Genomic DNA, 14,913 nt, shown 5'->3' with positions numbered 1-14,913 from the left:
AGCTCTCCTCCTCGGTCGTCTTACATGTTTTTAATCAATTCATCCGCGAACTCTGAACATTTCACTTCTGTCGCGCCGTCCATGAGACGTGCGAAGTCGTATGTGACAACTTTCGAAGCGATCGTTTTCTCCATTGAGTTGATGATGAGGTCCGCCGCTTCGTTCCAGTTCATGTGGCGGAGCATCATCTCACCTGAAAGGATGACTGAAGATGGGTTTACTTTATCGAGACCCGCGTATTTCGGAGCAGTACCGTGTGTCGCTTCGAAGATCGCGTGACCTGTGATGTAGTTGATGTTCGCACCAGGTGCAATCCCGATTCCACCTACTTGAGCAGCAAGGGCATCTGAGATATAGTCACCGTTCAAGTTCATCGTCGCAACAACGTCGAACTCACGTGGACGAGTCAAAATCTGCTGGAGGAAGATATCAGCGATTGAATCTTTGACGATAATTTTCCCTTCAGCTTCCGCTTTCGACTGAGCTTCGTTAGCAGCTGCTTCACCAGATTCTTCTTTGATACGGTCATACTGTGCCCATGTGAACACTTTGTCACCGTACTCCGCTTCAGCGAGTGCATAACCCCAGTTTTTGAAGGCGCCTTCTGTGAACTTCATGATGTTCCCTTTGTGGACGAGCGTTAAAGATTTACGGTTGTTCGCAATCGCATATTCAATTGCTGCACGAACCAAACGTTCTGTTCCTTCAGAAGAAACTGGCTTGATTCCGATTCCTGATGTTTCTGGGAAACGGATTTTGTTGACATTCATCTCGTCTTGCAAGAATTTGATGAGTTTTTTTACTTCATCGCTTCCTGAAGCGTACTCGATTCCAGCATAGATATCTTCAGTATTTTCACGGAAGATGACCATATCTGTATCTTCAGGACGTTTTACTGGTGAAGGAACACCTGTGAAGTAACGAACTGGGCGAAGGCATGTATATAAATCGAGTTCTTGACGAAGTGCGACGTTCAATGAACGAATTCCTCCACCGACCGGAGTCGTAAGTGGTCCTTTGATGGCAATCAAGTACTCACGAATTTGATCAAGTGTCTCTGTCGGGAGCCATTCGCCTTTTTCGTTATATGCTTTTTCCCCAGCATATACTTCCATCCATTCGATTTTCTTGTCGCCGCCATATGCTTTTTCAACCGCAGCGTCAAATACGCGAACAGCCGCATTCCAAATGTCAGGACCTGTTCCGTCACCGATAATGAATGGTACGGTCGGTACATTTGGTACGTTCAATACACCGTTTTCAACTGTAATCTTTTGTCCTTGTGTCAACATAATGAATCCCCCTAAGTACATTACTGTAGGTCGACGCGTGCGCCGACCTACGTCACTTGTTAGTTTACCAAACTTTTGTCTAAAATGTGTCTCGAATTAACGTTCGTTTACCGGAACATACTTACGGCTCGTTTCACCGACATATTCCGCACGTGGACGAATCAAGCGATTATCCGCATATTGTTCAAGAATGTGCGCAATCCAGCCAGACATACGAGATACGGCGAAGATCGGTGTGAATAGATCTTCTTCGAGACCGAGCGCATAATAAGTTGAAGCTGAATAGAAATCGACATTTGGTTTCAAACCTTTTTCCGTTTCGACAAGATGGTCGATTTTCTCAGACATCTCATACCATTTCGGTTCGCCGATTTGAGCAGTCAACTGACGGCTCATTTCTTTCAAATGTTTCGCACGTGGGTCGCCATCCTTGTAAACGCGGTGACCGAAGCCCATGATCTTCTCTTTGCGCTCGAATTTGCCACGAACATATTCTTCAACACGGTCGACCGAGTCGATCTCGTGCAACATTTTCATTACCGCTTCGTTCGCACCACCGTGAAGTGGCCCTTTGAGTGCCCCCATGGCCGCCGTGACACCTGAGTACATATCCGAGAGCGTCGCTACACAAACGCGAGCAGTGAATGTCGAAGCATTCAACTCGTGGTCTGCGTGTAAGATGAGCGCTTTATCAATCGTCTTTTCTGCTACATCGCTCGGCTCTTCACCGTTTAGCATGTATAAGAAGTTCGCAGCGTAAGAAAGACCTGGTTTCGGTGCGACCGGCTGCTCCCCTTTACGAAGACGGGCGAATGCCGTCACGATTGTAGCGACTTGTGCTTGTAGGCGAATCGCTTTACGCATGTTGGCCTCGTCACTCATGTCTTCAGATTCCGCATCATATAGAGCGAGTTGCGAAAGTGCCGTACGAATCGTCGCCATTGCATTGGCTGATTTCGGTGCACGTCTTAACGTATCAATCACCTCTTCAGGCAATGTCGCTTCTTTTACAAGCGCATCTGAGAGCGCTGTCAATTCCTCTGCATTTGGTAAGTGGTCGTTCCACAATAAGAACACTACTTCTTCGAATGTGGCGTTGTCCGCTAAATCATCAATGGTGTATCCTCCGTAAGTCAATTGTCCGTCAATAATTGAGCTGACTTTTGAGGCTGCTGCCACAATACCTTCTAACCCTTTTGTCGTTGACATTCATAACTCCCCCTCAGTCTTGAATAAAGTGGTCGACCGTAAAAACAGTCTGTTTATAGGGAATAAGGATACGGGACGGGTTGTTCCCCTGCATTCACCCAGTCTCCGTTTACCCTGTCCTTTATATAGTATAAACAATTTATTGCAAAAAAGAAATGTAAGCGGCTTCAGTTGTCAGAAAATATCAAAACCATTTTTCAATAACTTGATATCCACCTAAAATCAATGCCGCGATACCAGCTCCGACAAGCGGTCCAACGGGGATCCCTTTCATGAATCCAACCGCTAGAATCGTACCTGCGAGGAGTGCCGTGGTGACGACCGGGTCGACACGCATCAGTTGTACACCTTGCCCCGCAGCAATGGCAACGAACATCCCTGAGGCAAATGCGACAATCCCGACCGGCCCTTTAATACTATTCCACAATTCTTTAAACCCGATATCGCCGGTCGCGATGGGGACGAGAACTGCGATCGTAATGATTGTCACACCCCAGCTGATTCCTTTCGATGCAAGTGTCGGAAATAACTGGTCTCCGAATCCGATTGCTTTGATGATCAACAAGACGCTACTTGCGATAATGACAGATTGGTTATTTGAAATGACACCGATTAAGACAAGCATCAATAAAAATAGATATGCACTCATACGTATTCCTTTCTTTGAACGGAAAAAGAACCGACCTTTGTAGAAGGCCGGTTCGATTGTCGTTCAATTATGCGTTGTAGATTTTACCTGTGAGTGGGTCGATTGAAATCATCTGACCGTCACGAAGCGATGCTGTCGCTGCATCAACACCTACGATGACTGGCTTGCGAAGTGATGGTCCAACGATCCCAGCATGGCTCGTCAATCCGCCGTCTTCTGTGATGATTCCAGCCGCTTTTTCGATCGCAGGCATCATTTCTTTATCTGTGAATGGTGCGACAAGAATCATGCCGTCTTTCGCTTTTGCATTTGCTTCATCCGCATTTTTCGCGACAACGACTTCTCCAACAACACCGCGCTCACCGATTCCACGCCCGTCTGCGAGAGCGTGACCAACGATGTGGACTTTCATCATGTTTGTCGTACCAGCTGTCGCCGCAGGAATACCAGCTGAGATGACAACGAGGTCACCGTCAGTGACGAATCCAGCGTGACGTGCCGCTTCCGATGCTTGAACCAACATTTCATCCGTGTTGTTCGGCATTGTTTCAGCAACGATTGGATATACGCCCCATACGAGGTTCAATTGACGCGCAACGCGCTCCGATTCTGTCACCGCGATGATGTTCGCTTCAGGACGATACTTCGCTGTACGAGCAGCCGTATAACCTGATTGTGTCGGTGTCAAGATTGCTTTGGCGTTCAAGTTGATTGCCGTGTGCGCAACCGCTTGAGAGATCGCATCCGTCACTGTGTGCTCACTGCGCTTCTGACGATCTTTCAACAAGTTTTTGTAGTCGAGCATGCGTTCTGTACGCTCTGCGATTGCAGCTTGCATTTGAACAGATTCGATTGGGTAGTCCCCTGCAGCTGTTTCACCAGAAAGCATGACTGCGTCTGTTCCATCCAAGATTGCGTTTGCTACGTCTGATGCTTCCGCGCGTGTCGGACGCGGGTTACGTTGCATTGAATCAAGCATTTGCGTTGCTGTGATGACCGGCTTCCCGAGATCGTTACACTTCTTGATGAGTTCTTTTTGAACTGGTGTCACTTCTTCTGTCGGGATTTCAATTCCGAGGTCCCCACGGGCTACCATCAAACCGTCAGAGATTGCCAAGATTTCTTCGATGTTATCGACACCTTCTTGGTTCTCGATTTTCGGGTAAATCTTGATGTGTGATGCGTTATGTTTCTCGAGAAGTTGGCGAATTTCAACTACGTCAGATGCACGACGTACGAATGATGCTGCAATCACGTCAATGTCTTGTGAGATCCCGAACTCGATGTCCGCGATGTCTTTGTCCGTGAGGGCAGGAAGGTTTACCTTGACGTTTGGCAAGTTAACACCTTTCTTCGTCTTGATGATTCCTTCGTTTTCAATGACGCAACGGAGATCACGGTTATCAAGCTTTTCAACGACACGGAGTCCGATGAGACCGTCGTCGAGCATGATGTGTGAACCGACTTCCACATCATCGTAGAGTCCTTCGTACGTCACAGAGAAACGATCTTTCGTTCCGACGATTTCTTCCGTTGAGACGATTGTGACTTCTTTTCCTTTTTCAAGAAGTGCCTTACCGTCTTCGAATGTATGCGTGCGGATCTCTGGACCTTTTGTGTCGAGAAGAACAGTGACAACTTTACCCGCTGCTTTCGCCGCTTCACGGATGTCACGGATACGAGCTCCGTGCTCTTCATAGTCACCGTGTGAGAAGTTGAGACGGGCAACGTTCATCCCAGCTTCGATCATCTCAGGAAGACGCTTCTCAGAAGCCGGTCCAATGGTACATACAATTTTCGTTCTACGCATAATATAAAAACCTCCTAGGGGATATAGTGCAACTTACAAACAGAAAACGGGGGGCCTTGGACCGTATCCCGTCTCTGCAACATACAAAATCGTTTAAATCGACAATTGGTTAACGAGGTCAATCAATTGCATATCAATAGTGTGCTTGTTATTGTCGAGCGCCTCATCGATATCAAGATCCATCATCTGGTTGTTACGGATTCCGACAACGCGGCCCGCTTTCCCTTCAAGCAAGATCTCAACAGCGTATGCACCCATACGACTTGCAAGGACACGGTCAGCGGCAGTTGGGGAACCACCACGTTGGATGTGACCGAGAATCGTGACGCGTGTTTCTGAGTTCGTCTTCTCAGCAATCAATTTGCCGATTTCTTCCGCACTTCCCGCACCTTCAGCAACAATGACGATCGAGTGCTTCTTACCGCGTGCAATCCCGTGATTGATTCGTTCCACGATTGCATTCAAATCCTCTGGACGTTCTGGGACGAGAATCGACTCAGCACCACCAGCGAGACCAGAATAAAGCGCGATATCACCAGCGTCGCGACCCATGACCTCGATGACATACGTACGTTCATGTGATGACGCCGTATCACGAATCTTATCGATCGCATCAAGCGCTGTATTGAGTGCTGTGTCGAAACCGATTGTCGCATCTGTTCCTGGGATATCGTTATCGATTGTACCCGGAAGGCCGATTGTTGGGAATCCGAGTTCAGTCAATTTTTGAGCTCCGCGATAAGAGCCATCTCCACCGATGACCACGAGGGCATCGATATTGAATTTCTTCAACTGTTCTACTGCTTTTGCGCGACCTTCTTCTGTTCTGAATTCAGGACAGCGCGCAGAGCGAAGGAACGTACCTCCACGTTGAATGATGTCGCCGACTGATCCAAGATTTAATTCGACTAAATCACCTTCGATTAATCCTTGATAGCCGTTATAAACGCCGTACACTTCAAGACCTTCAAAAATTGCTTTTCGGGTCACGGCACGGACAGCAGCGTTCATTCCAGGAGCGTCTCCTCCGCTTGTTAATACCGCAATACGTTTTAAATTCACGTCGCTCACCTCTTATGTGTTTTAACGAAATCTGAAAATAAAATACCACGTCTGACCTTTGTTTTACAACACAAGTATGTGAAAAAAATGCATAGGGTATCTCACAAAGCAGTCACTTGAGGAATGAATAAAGCTTTATTCAAAGCCATTGTTACCGTTTTCACTCGTTAATTGTGCCAATTTGATGATATTTGGTCGCACGTCCTTGAATCAGCTCAGAAGTCGATTGTGCGAGCAACTCATTCATATGCTGTAATAAGACAGGTTTCAAGAGTGACGACTGTAGTGACACATCAACGTGTGCCCCCCCATACACTTCTCCTACCACTTCATCGACAATCCCTAGGTTGAATAAATCTTGTGCTGTAATCTTCATCGTCTCCGCCGCACGCTCTGCTTGTTTCGCGTCTTTCCACAATAGTGCCGCTGCACCTTCTGGCGAGATGACTGAGTACGTACTATTCTCAAGCATCAATAGACGGTCGCATACACCAATTCCAAGCGCACCGCCTGAACCACCTTCCCCAATGACAACGGAGACGATCGGCACTTTCAGCGTCGCCATCTCAAACAAGTTACGGGCGATCGCTTCACTTTGCCCTCTCTCTTCTGCGGCTTTCCCCGGATAAGCCCCTTTCGTGTCAATGAATGTCAAAATGGGACGGTTGAACTTTTCGGCTTGCTTCATAAAACGCAAGGCTTTTCGATACCCCTCCGGGTGTGGCATACCAAAATTCCGTTTCATGTTCTCTTTCGTGTTCCGCCCACGCTGATGTCCGATAATCGTCACCGGCACTCCTTCAAACGTTGCGAGTCCAGATACGATTGCCGCATCGTCATATCCGTGTCGGTCCCCATGAAGTTCCATGAAGTCAGGGAACAAATGTTGGATGTAATCGAGCGTCGTCGGACGCTTCGGGTTTCGCGCCAACTGGACGCGGTCCCACGGTTTCATATTCCCATAAATATCTTTTTCTAATCGGTCGAGCTTTAACTCGAGATGACGAATCTCTCGGGATAAATCAATCCCTTTCGTCTCAGCCGTCTCCCGTAATTTATTTAGCTGTTCGGTGACTTCTTTGATTGGGTCAAACATGACGGACACCCCCATCGTGTAATTCGATCATCTTCTTCAAGAACGAACGCATCTGTTCACGATGAATGACTGCATCCAGCTGCCCAGACTCAAGTAGAAACTCGGCAGTTTGAAAGTTCTCTGGAAGCTTTTCCCGAATCGTCTGTTCGATGATTCGTCGTCCTGCAAACCCGATGAGCGCTCCCGGTTCCGCGACGTTCAAGTCGCCAAGCATCGCAAAACTCGCTGACACACCACCAGTCGTCGGATGTGTCAAATACGCGATGTACAGCAGTCCTGCTTCGTCATGTTCTTTTAGAGCGATGGACGTATTGGCCATTTGCATCAAACTGACCATTCCTTCTTGCATCCGTGCCCCACCTGATGCTGTGAACAAGACGACTGGAAGCCCAAGTGATGTGGCGGTTCGAACAGCCGAAGCAATCGCTTCTCCGACGTATGCACCCATCGACCCCATTCGGAATCTCGCATCCATCACACAGACAACGAGTGGAAGTCCGTCGATTGTCGCCTTTCCACATACGACGGCCTCTTCGATCCCGGTCCGCTCCCGATCTTTCGTCAACTTCTCCTCATAGTCAGGAAAGTCGAGTGGATTCGCCTTGACAGAAGGTCCCGCAAATCGTTCGAACGACCCTTCGTCAACAAGCATATCAATCCGTTCTTGCGCATGAAGCGGAAAATGATAACCGCAATCACACACTTTGTGGTTCTCATTCAACTGTTTTGTATAATGCATATATTTACAAGATGGACATTTCGTCATTAATCCCTGTGGTGCGTCAATCTTTGGTTCTCGTTGACGCAATGGCATATATCGTTTCGGTTTCTTGAAAAAAGCAGTCATCGCTTCCCCCTCGTTCATTCCGGCATCCCCATTCCACGCCACGTCTCGACAAACTGTTTCCGTTCCTCGAGCGTGTATAAATCCCCAACGTCTAATCCTTCAAAAAAGCGGTTGACCTCACTCCAAATTCGAATGAACAGTTCATTCTTCAACTGAAAGATGAGTTGCTGGCGAAACGTTCGATCATCATCGATCACCGTTTCTAATAGAGCCAGTCGTTCCTTAGTCGGTTCAATTTCTGAAAACGCCATGCGCTCCAATAGTCTAAGCATCTCAATAATATCGGTCGCTTTCGTCTGTTTGGTCACAATGAACTCCGACAATATCTCAATGTACCGATGTCGGTCTTGTTCACACAAAAAGGTACCACCACCATGTCTCGTTTCCACGATGCCTAAAAAACTCAACGCTCGTAACGCTTCGCGAACCGAAGCGCGACTAATGGACAGCGTTTCGGCGAGCTCTCGTTCGGATGGAAGCCGATCACCTGGAACTAAAGACGATTGGACAATTAATTTTCTAATCTTTGAAATGTTTCCGTGAAATGAGGATGCGTGTTTTTCATGCATCTGACCGTTCAACTCCCTTTTTTGGATCATCTATCAAACTTAAGTGGTCAGACCAATTAGTGCGATTATATCACTTTTTAGGACTTGGTACTAGTTTCTGGACCAACCATTTTTGTATCGATTCGTTTCAGTACGACATTTTCTTCCCCGAACCGTCTTTTCGCTTCCGCCACATACTCTTCATTCGGATTGATTGAAAAAGCTGAAGCCAGTTGTTTCACTTCCTTCGAATCCGTGAATCGGCATACAACCGGGACATCCCCTTGTGCTCGTTGAATCCAATCTTCCAATTCAGGGAAGCGGTCGAGTGTGAGCCGGATGAATAAGGCTTGCCCGTGTAACGGTCGAACCCGTTCGACAATCAATTGCTTGCGACCATCCCGTTCATTCGAATGGACCTCTAGTAACAAGATGTTACCGGCATAGAGGGACCGTCCAAACTGCGCGAATGTTCGAGGAAACACGACGACCTCGTCTTGCGTCATGCCATCGTCCACCATGAGAACACCCATCCGTTCTTGTTTTTTTGTCATGAACGTACGTACGTCATCTACATATACGACGAGATAACCGTTTGTTCCATTCATGACTTCTTCAATTGTAGACGGTTCGATCCCGATATCCGGAAGTGCCGTCAATGGAGAGTGGACCACCCATGTCCCGAGCGCCTCCCTCTCTTCTTCAGACCAATTCGGTTCTTTCACTTTTTTCTGTTTTAGTCCGAGTGAAGACAGCTCATCCGGTAAAAAATGTGTTCCCGCTTCTTCTCGCAAACGTTCGACTGCTTCAAAGGCATGTGTCCGGTCACCGTGATACATCCGGTCGAGCGCGCCCGCACCAAGTAATCGACGTAATTTCAGTTGGTCTTTATTTTTCCACTCCATGGCTTCTTGAAGCGTTCTGACATCTTTCAACTGCCCGTTCAGTTCAATCAGTCGGTCCACATCCCGTTTGGTCAACCCCTGGACCGCCTTCAACCCGAGCCGGACGCCCGGTCCCTCAAGTGTCGCGTCAGCGTGACCATGTAAGACGTCCGGTGGGTACACCGGAATTTGATCTTTCCGTAACAGTCTGACAAGTTCCGTTGTTTTTTCTGATGTCACCACATGAAAGACACGAGGGAAATGTGCTTTGACGTAAGCCAATCGGTAACTGATCAAACTGTAGGCGACAGCGTGAGAGCGGTTAAATCCGTACCCGGCAAACTTTTCAATCCATGAAAAGATTTGCGCCAAGACGTCCTGGTCTCCCGCTTTTGCTTGCTGCAAAAATCGTTCTCGTTCCCGAGCAATCGTTCCGGTATCCTTTTTGGCAATAGCACGTCTGACCAAATCCGCTTCCGCATAGGAATAGCCTCCGAGTTTACGGAGAAGTTTCATCACCTGTTCTTGATAGACGAGTACACCGTATGTCGGTCTCATGACGTCTTCTACGTCTGGGTGGACTGGTTGGTAAGGCATACCGTGCTTTCGCTTCGCATACGTTTCGATGAATTGCATCGGTCCCGGGCGATAGAGTGACATCGTGACAACGATATCTTCAAACTCAGTCGGTTTCACTTGTCGAAGCGCTTGCTTCATCCCGGTCGATTCGAATTGGAAGATTCCGTCCGTCTCACCTCTCGCAAGCAGTCGATACGTCCGGGCATCGTTTAACGGAATTGTTTTCAGAGAGAACAGCGCATCACTTTCTCGAATCAAATCCTCCATCTTTCGCAAGCGACTCAAGTTTCGTAATCCGAGCAAGTCAATTTTCAGAAGCCCGACCTCTTCCAAATCCTTCATATTATATTGGGTCACGTGTTCTTCAAGTTCGGGTTGGAGCGGAGTCACTTCTTCAATCGGTTGACGACTGAGCACCACTCCTGCCGCGTGAACGGAGGATTGACGCGGCAAACCTTCTAGCTGTTTGGCAATCCGTAATAACTGCTGACGCTTTTGGCTACCGGCAAACCACTTCATCTGCTTCTGGCTCGACATCAGTTCATCAAGTCCTCCGGCTTTCACTTGCTTGCTCGCAGCCTGCCCTTCCTCAAGGGTCATCCCGAGCGCTCTCGCAACGTCTCGAATTGCCGCTTTCGCACCGAACGTGGCAAGTGTCCCGATCTGTGCGGCATGCGTATGACCGTATCTTGATAGTACGTAAGAAACCACTTCCTCACGACGTTCATCTTCAAAATCGAGGTCTATGTCTGGCATCGACACACGCTCTGGATTTAAGAATCGTTCGAACAACAACCCGTAATGAACCGGATCGACTTCCGTGATATGGAGGGCAAAACTGACGAGTGAACCTGCTGCCGATCCACGCCCCGGACCTACTTCAATCCCAGATTCTCGAGCAAACCGAACGATGTCTTCCACGATCAAGAAATAGGAAGAAAATCCGGTATTGGCGATGACTTCAAGCTCAAACTTTGCCCGCTCGATGTAAGGTTCTTTCACGAGTTCCATCGCCTTCAACCGCTCACCGACAAGTCGTTTCAGCTTTTGATCGGCATCCGGAATTTCTGGAATCGCCCCTTCCGCACGTGGTAGATGATCTAGCCGAATCAATGCCTCGAATCGATCCAGTTCCGATAATTCTTCCGTTGTGAACCAGTCATTCATTTCACTCGGTAGTCGAACGTGCAATCCTTTTTGTCGCACGTCTTCATTCGACATCACGTCCCCTTCGCGAATGGCAGAAATGGCTCGGAATCCTTCCACATCTTCCGGTCTCATGTATCTCGTTTCAGGGGCCGGAATCAATTGGACAGCAAGCTCTTCGCGCATGAGACGAAGTTGTTTCAACACTTGTACCTGTTCCGTAGTCTGAGGTGCCGGTAGTCCGAGCCACAGCTTCTCTTCATCGACAAACGACAAGAGTTGATGATAAAGGCGACGCCGGTGAACCGGATCACTCGCTTTCCAATTTTCAGGTAATACGATCAGCGGCATCGTTGTCCGTCCTTCAATTCCTCCCGCCTGGATGATACGATATTGTTCCTTAAGCTCCGTTTCGTTAGATGAATACACAATCACGGATACGTCTAACCCATCCAATCGGAGGACCGTTCTCAGTCCGATTAGCGGTTTCACCTCATATCGTTGGCAATATGACAAAAATGTCGGAACCCCATAGAACGCATCGTCTGCGATCGCCACGGAACGACTTCCCCGTTCGGTCATCTGCAAGACATATTGTTCTAACCGGATTGTACTTTGTAGTAAACTATAAGCAGTTCTGACATTCAGATGAATCATCGTTGGCCTCCTTACTATATTAATGGAATTGTCAAACTCAATTCATCACTTCTCTGATACAATAATTATAGACAAAACTCACGACAAAAGGGGGTAAAAGCGTATGATTATCAATCGGGGACAGATTGCACGCGATAAGTTAGAAAAATTACAGCATGGTCAAACAGTGTTTGCCGACAGCCCAGAAATCATCGACCGGCTCCGTAAGTACATTACTGAGTATCAGCTCGACGTCGTCGAGGACGTGACCGAACGAGGTACATGGTTCATCCCAAAGGAAAATGGAGACAAATGAAGAGAGCTGACCAAGGTCAGCTCTCTTCATTTTCTTCAAACGTGAATTCCCCAGCCACTTCATTCAAAGCCGCAATCACGTCATCCATCTCATCCCATGTGTCAATCGTGGCACCAGCCGCCATCGGATGACCTCCCCCACGGTATCGCTTGGCCACTTCATTGATGACAGGACCTTTCGACCGGATGCGCACACGAATCTCTTCTTTGTTTTCCACGAACATGACCCAACATTTCAATCCCTCAAGACCCGAGAAGCTATTGACGAGTTGAGACGCCGCTTCTGGAGAGGCATGGAACGTTCGAAGCACATCCTTGTCAATCTTCACATAGCCGACCCCCTCTTCCGTTACTTGGACATGCTGTAATACATAGCCTTGCAGTTGGAGAGTCGCTAAATTCGTTTTATACATGTGACGATATAATTTATTCGTGTCGATGTCTTTCGCAATCAGCGCCGAAGCAATCTCAAACGTTCGGGCCGTAGCATTTCGAAACTGGAAACGTCCTGTGTCGCCAACGATGCCGGCATAGAGTAAAAATGCCGCCTCTTGGTCAATGGGATATCCCCAAATGTCCGCGAGTTCCACAATCATCTCAGACGTCGAACTGACCGAGGTATCGACAATCTGTGTCATCGCATACGGATCTTCATCAGGATGATGATCGATTTTGATGATCGTCTTCCCTTTCAATGCGAAAGGTCCATCGATTCGCTCTTGATTCGCCGTATCCAAAATAAGGACGAGCGCGTCCTGATACATTTCTTCTTCGACATGTTCCATCTTTCCTAAAAACTCGAGGTCTGGAACCATGCTACCGACCACATAGATTTGCTTCTCCGGATGAACCGATTTTAGAATGCGCTGTAAACCAAGCTGGCTCCCCAACGCATCAGGGTCTGGTCGTACGTGGCGGTGAATGAAAATGGTGTCAGCCGCCTCAATTTCTGATTTGATTGTATCCGCTTCCTGCCATTGCGTCATGATGATTCCTCACTTTCCTACACACTATTATGGTATGATGATAACAGATTACGAGATAGAAAGGGGTTCCTTCACTTGCAACTTGTCATGATTGGACTCATTTTGTTCGCGCTCGGTGCGTACCTTGTCTTCAAGCGCCGCGCTTTTTTGACAAAGACGCCAAACCGCAAAGCGTTGTTCAACACGCAAGCGTTGATCTGGTTAAGTTTATTCCTCGCATTGTTCGCTGCGAACCAAATGGTCGGGGGATTCGGTCTGAATTCATCTGTCGGTTGGATTGTCAGCATCGTCATGTTAGTCGTCGGTTTAGGGAATGCTGTTGTCGGATTTATCCGTTACCGCAAAATTTACCCTCTCGCCGCAGAAGAACCGACGAATACGCCATCATGAAACAGAGCACCTGCTACAGTGCGTAGCAGGTGCTCTTTTCGTTACCGGTCGATGAGTTGTGCCGTGACGAGCGCCTTGGCGACAAGTTGTGTCCCTTGCGTCATCTCCACATCCACTTTCCCGAACTTCCGACCGAGGTCGAAGACATGGGCCGACACTCGAATCTGACTTTCAATTTGAATCGGCTTCATGAAATAGACGGTGATATTCTCAACCACGAGATCGCCTTTCTTCATATGACGTAGACTTCGCGTCGCCCCCTCGACCAACAAGGTCGTCAACACGCCAGATGAGGCGGTCCCCATATGACTCGTCATCTGTGGGGCCACTTCAACCGTGAAGGCCGTCCCGTTCGATGCAGGATCTTCTTTCAGCTGGTTCGTGATCATGTTATCGAACGTCTCACCGACTTGCGGTTGTCGATTCGCCAGTTGCAGGGCCTTCAGCACATCTTGGCGGCTAATAATCCCAAGCAGACGTCCGTAGTTATCAACGACAGGTAACATCTCGATCCCTTCCCACACCATCTGGTGCGCGGCATTGGTGACACTCGTTTGTACGCCTACTGTAATCGGACTTTTCGTCATGACCTTCTCAATATCATAGTCGTGTGATTTATCAATGACATCCTTTGCCGTGATCACGCCGACCACTTTCATCTGTTCATCGATGACGGGATACCGATTATGTTTCGTCCGTTCATTCAGCTCGTGCCAACGTTTCACTGTGTCATCTGATTTCAGATAGAACGTATCGTGGAGCGGGATGACGATATCTGAGACGAGTAAAATCTCTTTTTTGATTAGACGGTCATAGATGGCTCGGTTGATCATCGTCGCGACGGTAAAACTGTCATAGGATGTAGAAATGACAGGCATATCATACTTATCTGCCATTCGTTTCACTTCATCCGTTGTGTCAAATCCCCCTGTGATCAACACAGCCCCACCTGATTGTAAGACGAGTTCATGCGCCTTCTCGCGGTTCCCGATGATGACGAGTGAGTCGACATCGATATATCGCATCATCGCCTCGAGCTTCATGGCACCGATTACAAATTTCGATAGCGTCTTATGGAGGCCGTTACGTCCGCCCAACACCTGACCATCGACGATATTGACGACCTCGGCGAATGTAAGTTTTTCAATATTCTCTTTATGCTTTCGCTTGATCCGGATCGTCCCCACCCGTTCAATGGTAGATACGAAACCTAGGTTCTCAGCTTCCTTGATGGCACGATAAGCCGTACCTTCTGATACAGCCAACTCTTTGGCGATTTGGCGGACCGAAATTTTTGACCCAACATCGAGTGACTCGATATGTGCTATGATCTGTTCATGTTTTGTGGTCATACGCGGAGTCCCTTCTCTCAATACATTTTCTACTCTATTTAGTATACTGTATCAGTCGAACTAGTTCAAACTGTACCAATCCAATTGCAACATTTCCTTTCTGTTTTCGAAA

The 14,913-nt window shown here is 48.0% G+C and carries 13 protein-coding genes; 2 read left to right on the top strand and 11 right to left on the bottom strand.

The genetic code is table 11. From position 1 onward, the window contains the following. Window positions 1-20: 20 nt before the first annotated feature. From icd to dnaE, 9 genes are all read right to left on the bottom strand, one after another. Window positions 21-1,289: an NADP-dependent isocitrate dehydrogenase gene (icd, locus tag KNO61_RS01580; protein ID WP_031423152.1), complete on the bottom strand. Its 1,269-nt coding sequence runs from the start codon at window positions 1,287-1,289 to the stop codon at window positions 21-23. A 99-nt stretch (window positions 1,290-1,388) separates the two neighbouring features. Beyond that, the gene (citZ, locus tag KNO61_RS01575; RefSeq protein WP_214757479.1) at window positions 1,389-2,501 is read right to left on the bottom strand and encodes a citrate synthase; all 1,113 of its coding nucleotides are present in this window, start codon (window positions 2,499-2,501) and stop codon (window positions 1,389-1,391) included. 184 nt (window positions 2,502-2,685) lie between these two features. Then, window positions 2,686-3,150 (bottom strand): DUF441 domain-containing protein, encoded by a 465-nt coding sequence (locus KNO61_RS01570; RefSeq protein ID WP_012726718.1) that lies wholly within the window; start codon window positions 3,148-3,150, stop codon window positions 2,686-2,688. Between the two features lie 67 nt (window positions 3,151-3,217). Further along, window positions 3,218-4,960: a pyruvate kinase gene (pyk, locus tag KNO61_RS01565; RefSeq protein WP_074036515.1), complete on the bottom strand. Its 1,743-nt coding sequence runs from the start codon at window positions 4,958-4,960 to the stop codon at window positions 3,218-3,220. Between the two features lie 93 nt (window positions 4,961-5,053). After that, window positions 5,054-6,022, bottom strand: a complete 969-nt coding sequence (gene pfkA / locus KNO61_RS01560) for a 6-phosphofructokinase (RefSeq protein ID WP_012726720.1) — start codon at window positions 6,020-6,022, stop codon at window positions 5,054-5,056. A 160-nt stretch (window positions 6,023-6,182) separates the two neighbouring features. Next, complete coding sequence (locus KNO61_RS01555) at window positions 6,183-7,118, bottom strand: acetyl-CoA carboxylase carboxyltransferase subunit alpha (protein WP_074036513.1); 936 nt, start codon at window positions 7,116-7,118, stop codon at window positions 6,183-6,185. Then, entirely contained in the window at window positions 7,111-7,965 is an 855-nt protein-coding gene (gene accD, locus KNO61_RS01550; protein WP_047795655.1) for an acetyl-CoA carboxylase, carboxyltransferase subunit beta, read from the bottom strand. Before accD ends, KNO61_RS01555 begins: the two co-directional genes overlap by 8 nt. A 14-nt stretch (window positions 7,966-7,979) precedes the next feature. Further along, window positions 7,980-8,534, bottom strand: a complete 555-nt coding sequence (locus KNO61_RS01545; RefSeq protein WP_214757483.1) for a FadR/GntR family transcriptional regulator — start codon at window positions 8,532-8,534, stop codon at window positions 7,980-7,982. A 77-nt stretch (window positions 8,535-8,611) separates the two neighbouring features. After that, window positions 8,612-11,779, bottom strand: coding sequence for a DNA polymerase III subunit alpha (gene dnaE / locus KNO61_RS01540; RefSeq protein WP_196430905.1), 3,168 nt, complete (start codon window positions 11,777-11,779; stop codon window positions 8,612-8,614). A 103-nt stretch (window positions 11,780-11,882) separates the two neighbouring features. Here dnaE and KNO61_RS01535 point away from each other — a divergent pair, with 103 nt between their 5' ends. Further along, window positions 11,883-12,074, top strand: a complete 192-nt coding sequence (locus tag KNO61_RS01535; protein WP_074036509.1) for a YtzJ family protein — start codon at window positions 11,883-11,885, stop codon at window positions 12,072-12,074. A gap of 16 nt (window positions 12,075-12,090) precedes the next feature. On the opposite strand, the gene KNO61_RS01530 is transcribed toward KNO61_RS01535, so the two are convergent. Beyond that, a complete protein-coding gene (locus KNO61_RS01530) occupies window positions 12,091-13,059 on the bottom strand; it encodes a DHH family phosphoesterase (RefSeq protein ID WP_078147192.1) in 969 nt (322 codons plus the stop codon). Window positions 13,060-13,134: 75 nt separating this feature from the next. Between KNO61_RS01530 and KNO61_RS01525 the strand changes: the two genes are divergently transcribed. Continuing rightward, window positions 13,135-13,449 (top strand): YtpI family protein, encoded by a 315-nt coding sequence (locus tag KNO61_RS01525; RefSeq protein WP_074033432.1) that lies wholly within the window; start codon window positions 13,135-13,137, stop codon window positions 13,447-13,449. A 41-nt stretch (window positions 13,450-13,490) separates the two neighbouring features. On the opposite strand, the gene KNO61_RS01520 is transcribed toward KNO61_RS01525, so the two are convergent. Continuing rightward, complete coding sequence (locus tag KNO61_RS01520) at window positions 13,491-14,801, bottom strand: DRTGG domain-containing protein (RefSeq protein WP_074036504.1); 1,311 nt, start codon at window positions 14,799-14,801, stop codon at window positions 13,491-13,493. Window positions 14,802-14,913 lie beyond the last annotated feature (112 nt).

Origin of the sequence: Exiguobacterium sp. s140 (assembly GCF_018617035.1) — a bacterium.
In the GTDB taxonomy this organism is placed as follows: domain Bacteria; phylum Bacillota; class Bacilli; order Exiguobacteriales; family Exiguobacteriaceae; genus Exiguobacterium; species Exiguobacterium profundum.
The sequence above is the reverse complement of the archived record's forward strand: the minus strand, read 5'-3'. Positions and strand labels throughout refer to the sequence as shown.

What these genes read in the sequence shown, in the direction of transcription:
- citZ (WP_214757479.1), bottom strand. Translation starts at nt 2,501, where the DNA reads ATGTCAACGACAAAAGGGTTAGAAGGTATTGTGGCAGCAGCCTCAAAA.
- KNO61_RS01570 (WP_012726718.1), bottom strand. Translation starts at nt 3,150, where the DNA reads ATGAGTGCATATCTATTTTTATTGATGCTTGTCTTAATCGGTGTCATT.
- pyk (WP_074036515.1), bottom strand. Translation starts at nt 4,960, where the DNA reads ATGCGTAGAACGAAAATTGTATGTACCATTGGACCGGCTTCTGAGAAG.
- KNO61_RS01555 (WP_074036513.1), bottom strand. Translation starts at nt 7,118, where the DNA reads ATGTTTGACCCAATCAAAGAAGTCACCGAACAGCTAAATAAATTACGG.
- accD (WP_047795655.1), bottom strand. Translation starts at nt 7,965, where the DNA reads ATGACTGCTTTTTTCAAGAAACCGAAACGATATATGCCATTGCGTCAA.
- KNO61_RS01545 (WP_214757483.1), bottom strand. Translation starts at nt 8,534, where the DNA reads ATGCATGAAAAACACGCATCCTCATTTCACGGAAACATTTCAAAGATT.
- dnaE (WP_196430905.1), bottom strand. Translation starts at nt 11,779, where the DNA reads ATGATTCATCTGAATGTCAGAACTGCTTATAGTTTACTACAAAGTACA.
- KNO61_RS01535 (WP_074036509.1), top strand. Translation starts at nt 11,883, where the DNA reads ATGATTATCAATCGGGGACAGATTGCACGCGATAAGTTAGAAAAATTA.
- KNO61_RS01530 (WP_078147192.1), bottom strand. Translation starts at nt 13,059, where the DNA reads ATGACGCAATGGCAGGAAGCGGATACAATCAAATCAGAAATTGAGGCG.
- KNO61_RS01520 (WP_074036504.1), bottom strand. Translation starts at nt 14,801, where the DNA reads ATGACCACAAAACATGAACAGATCATAGCACATATCGAGTCACTCGAT.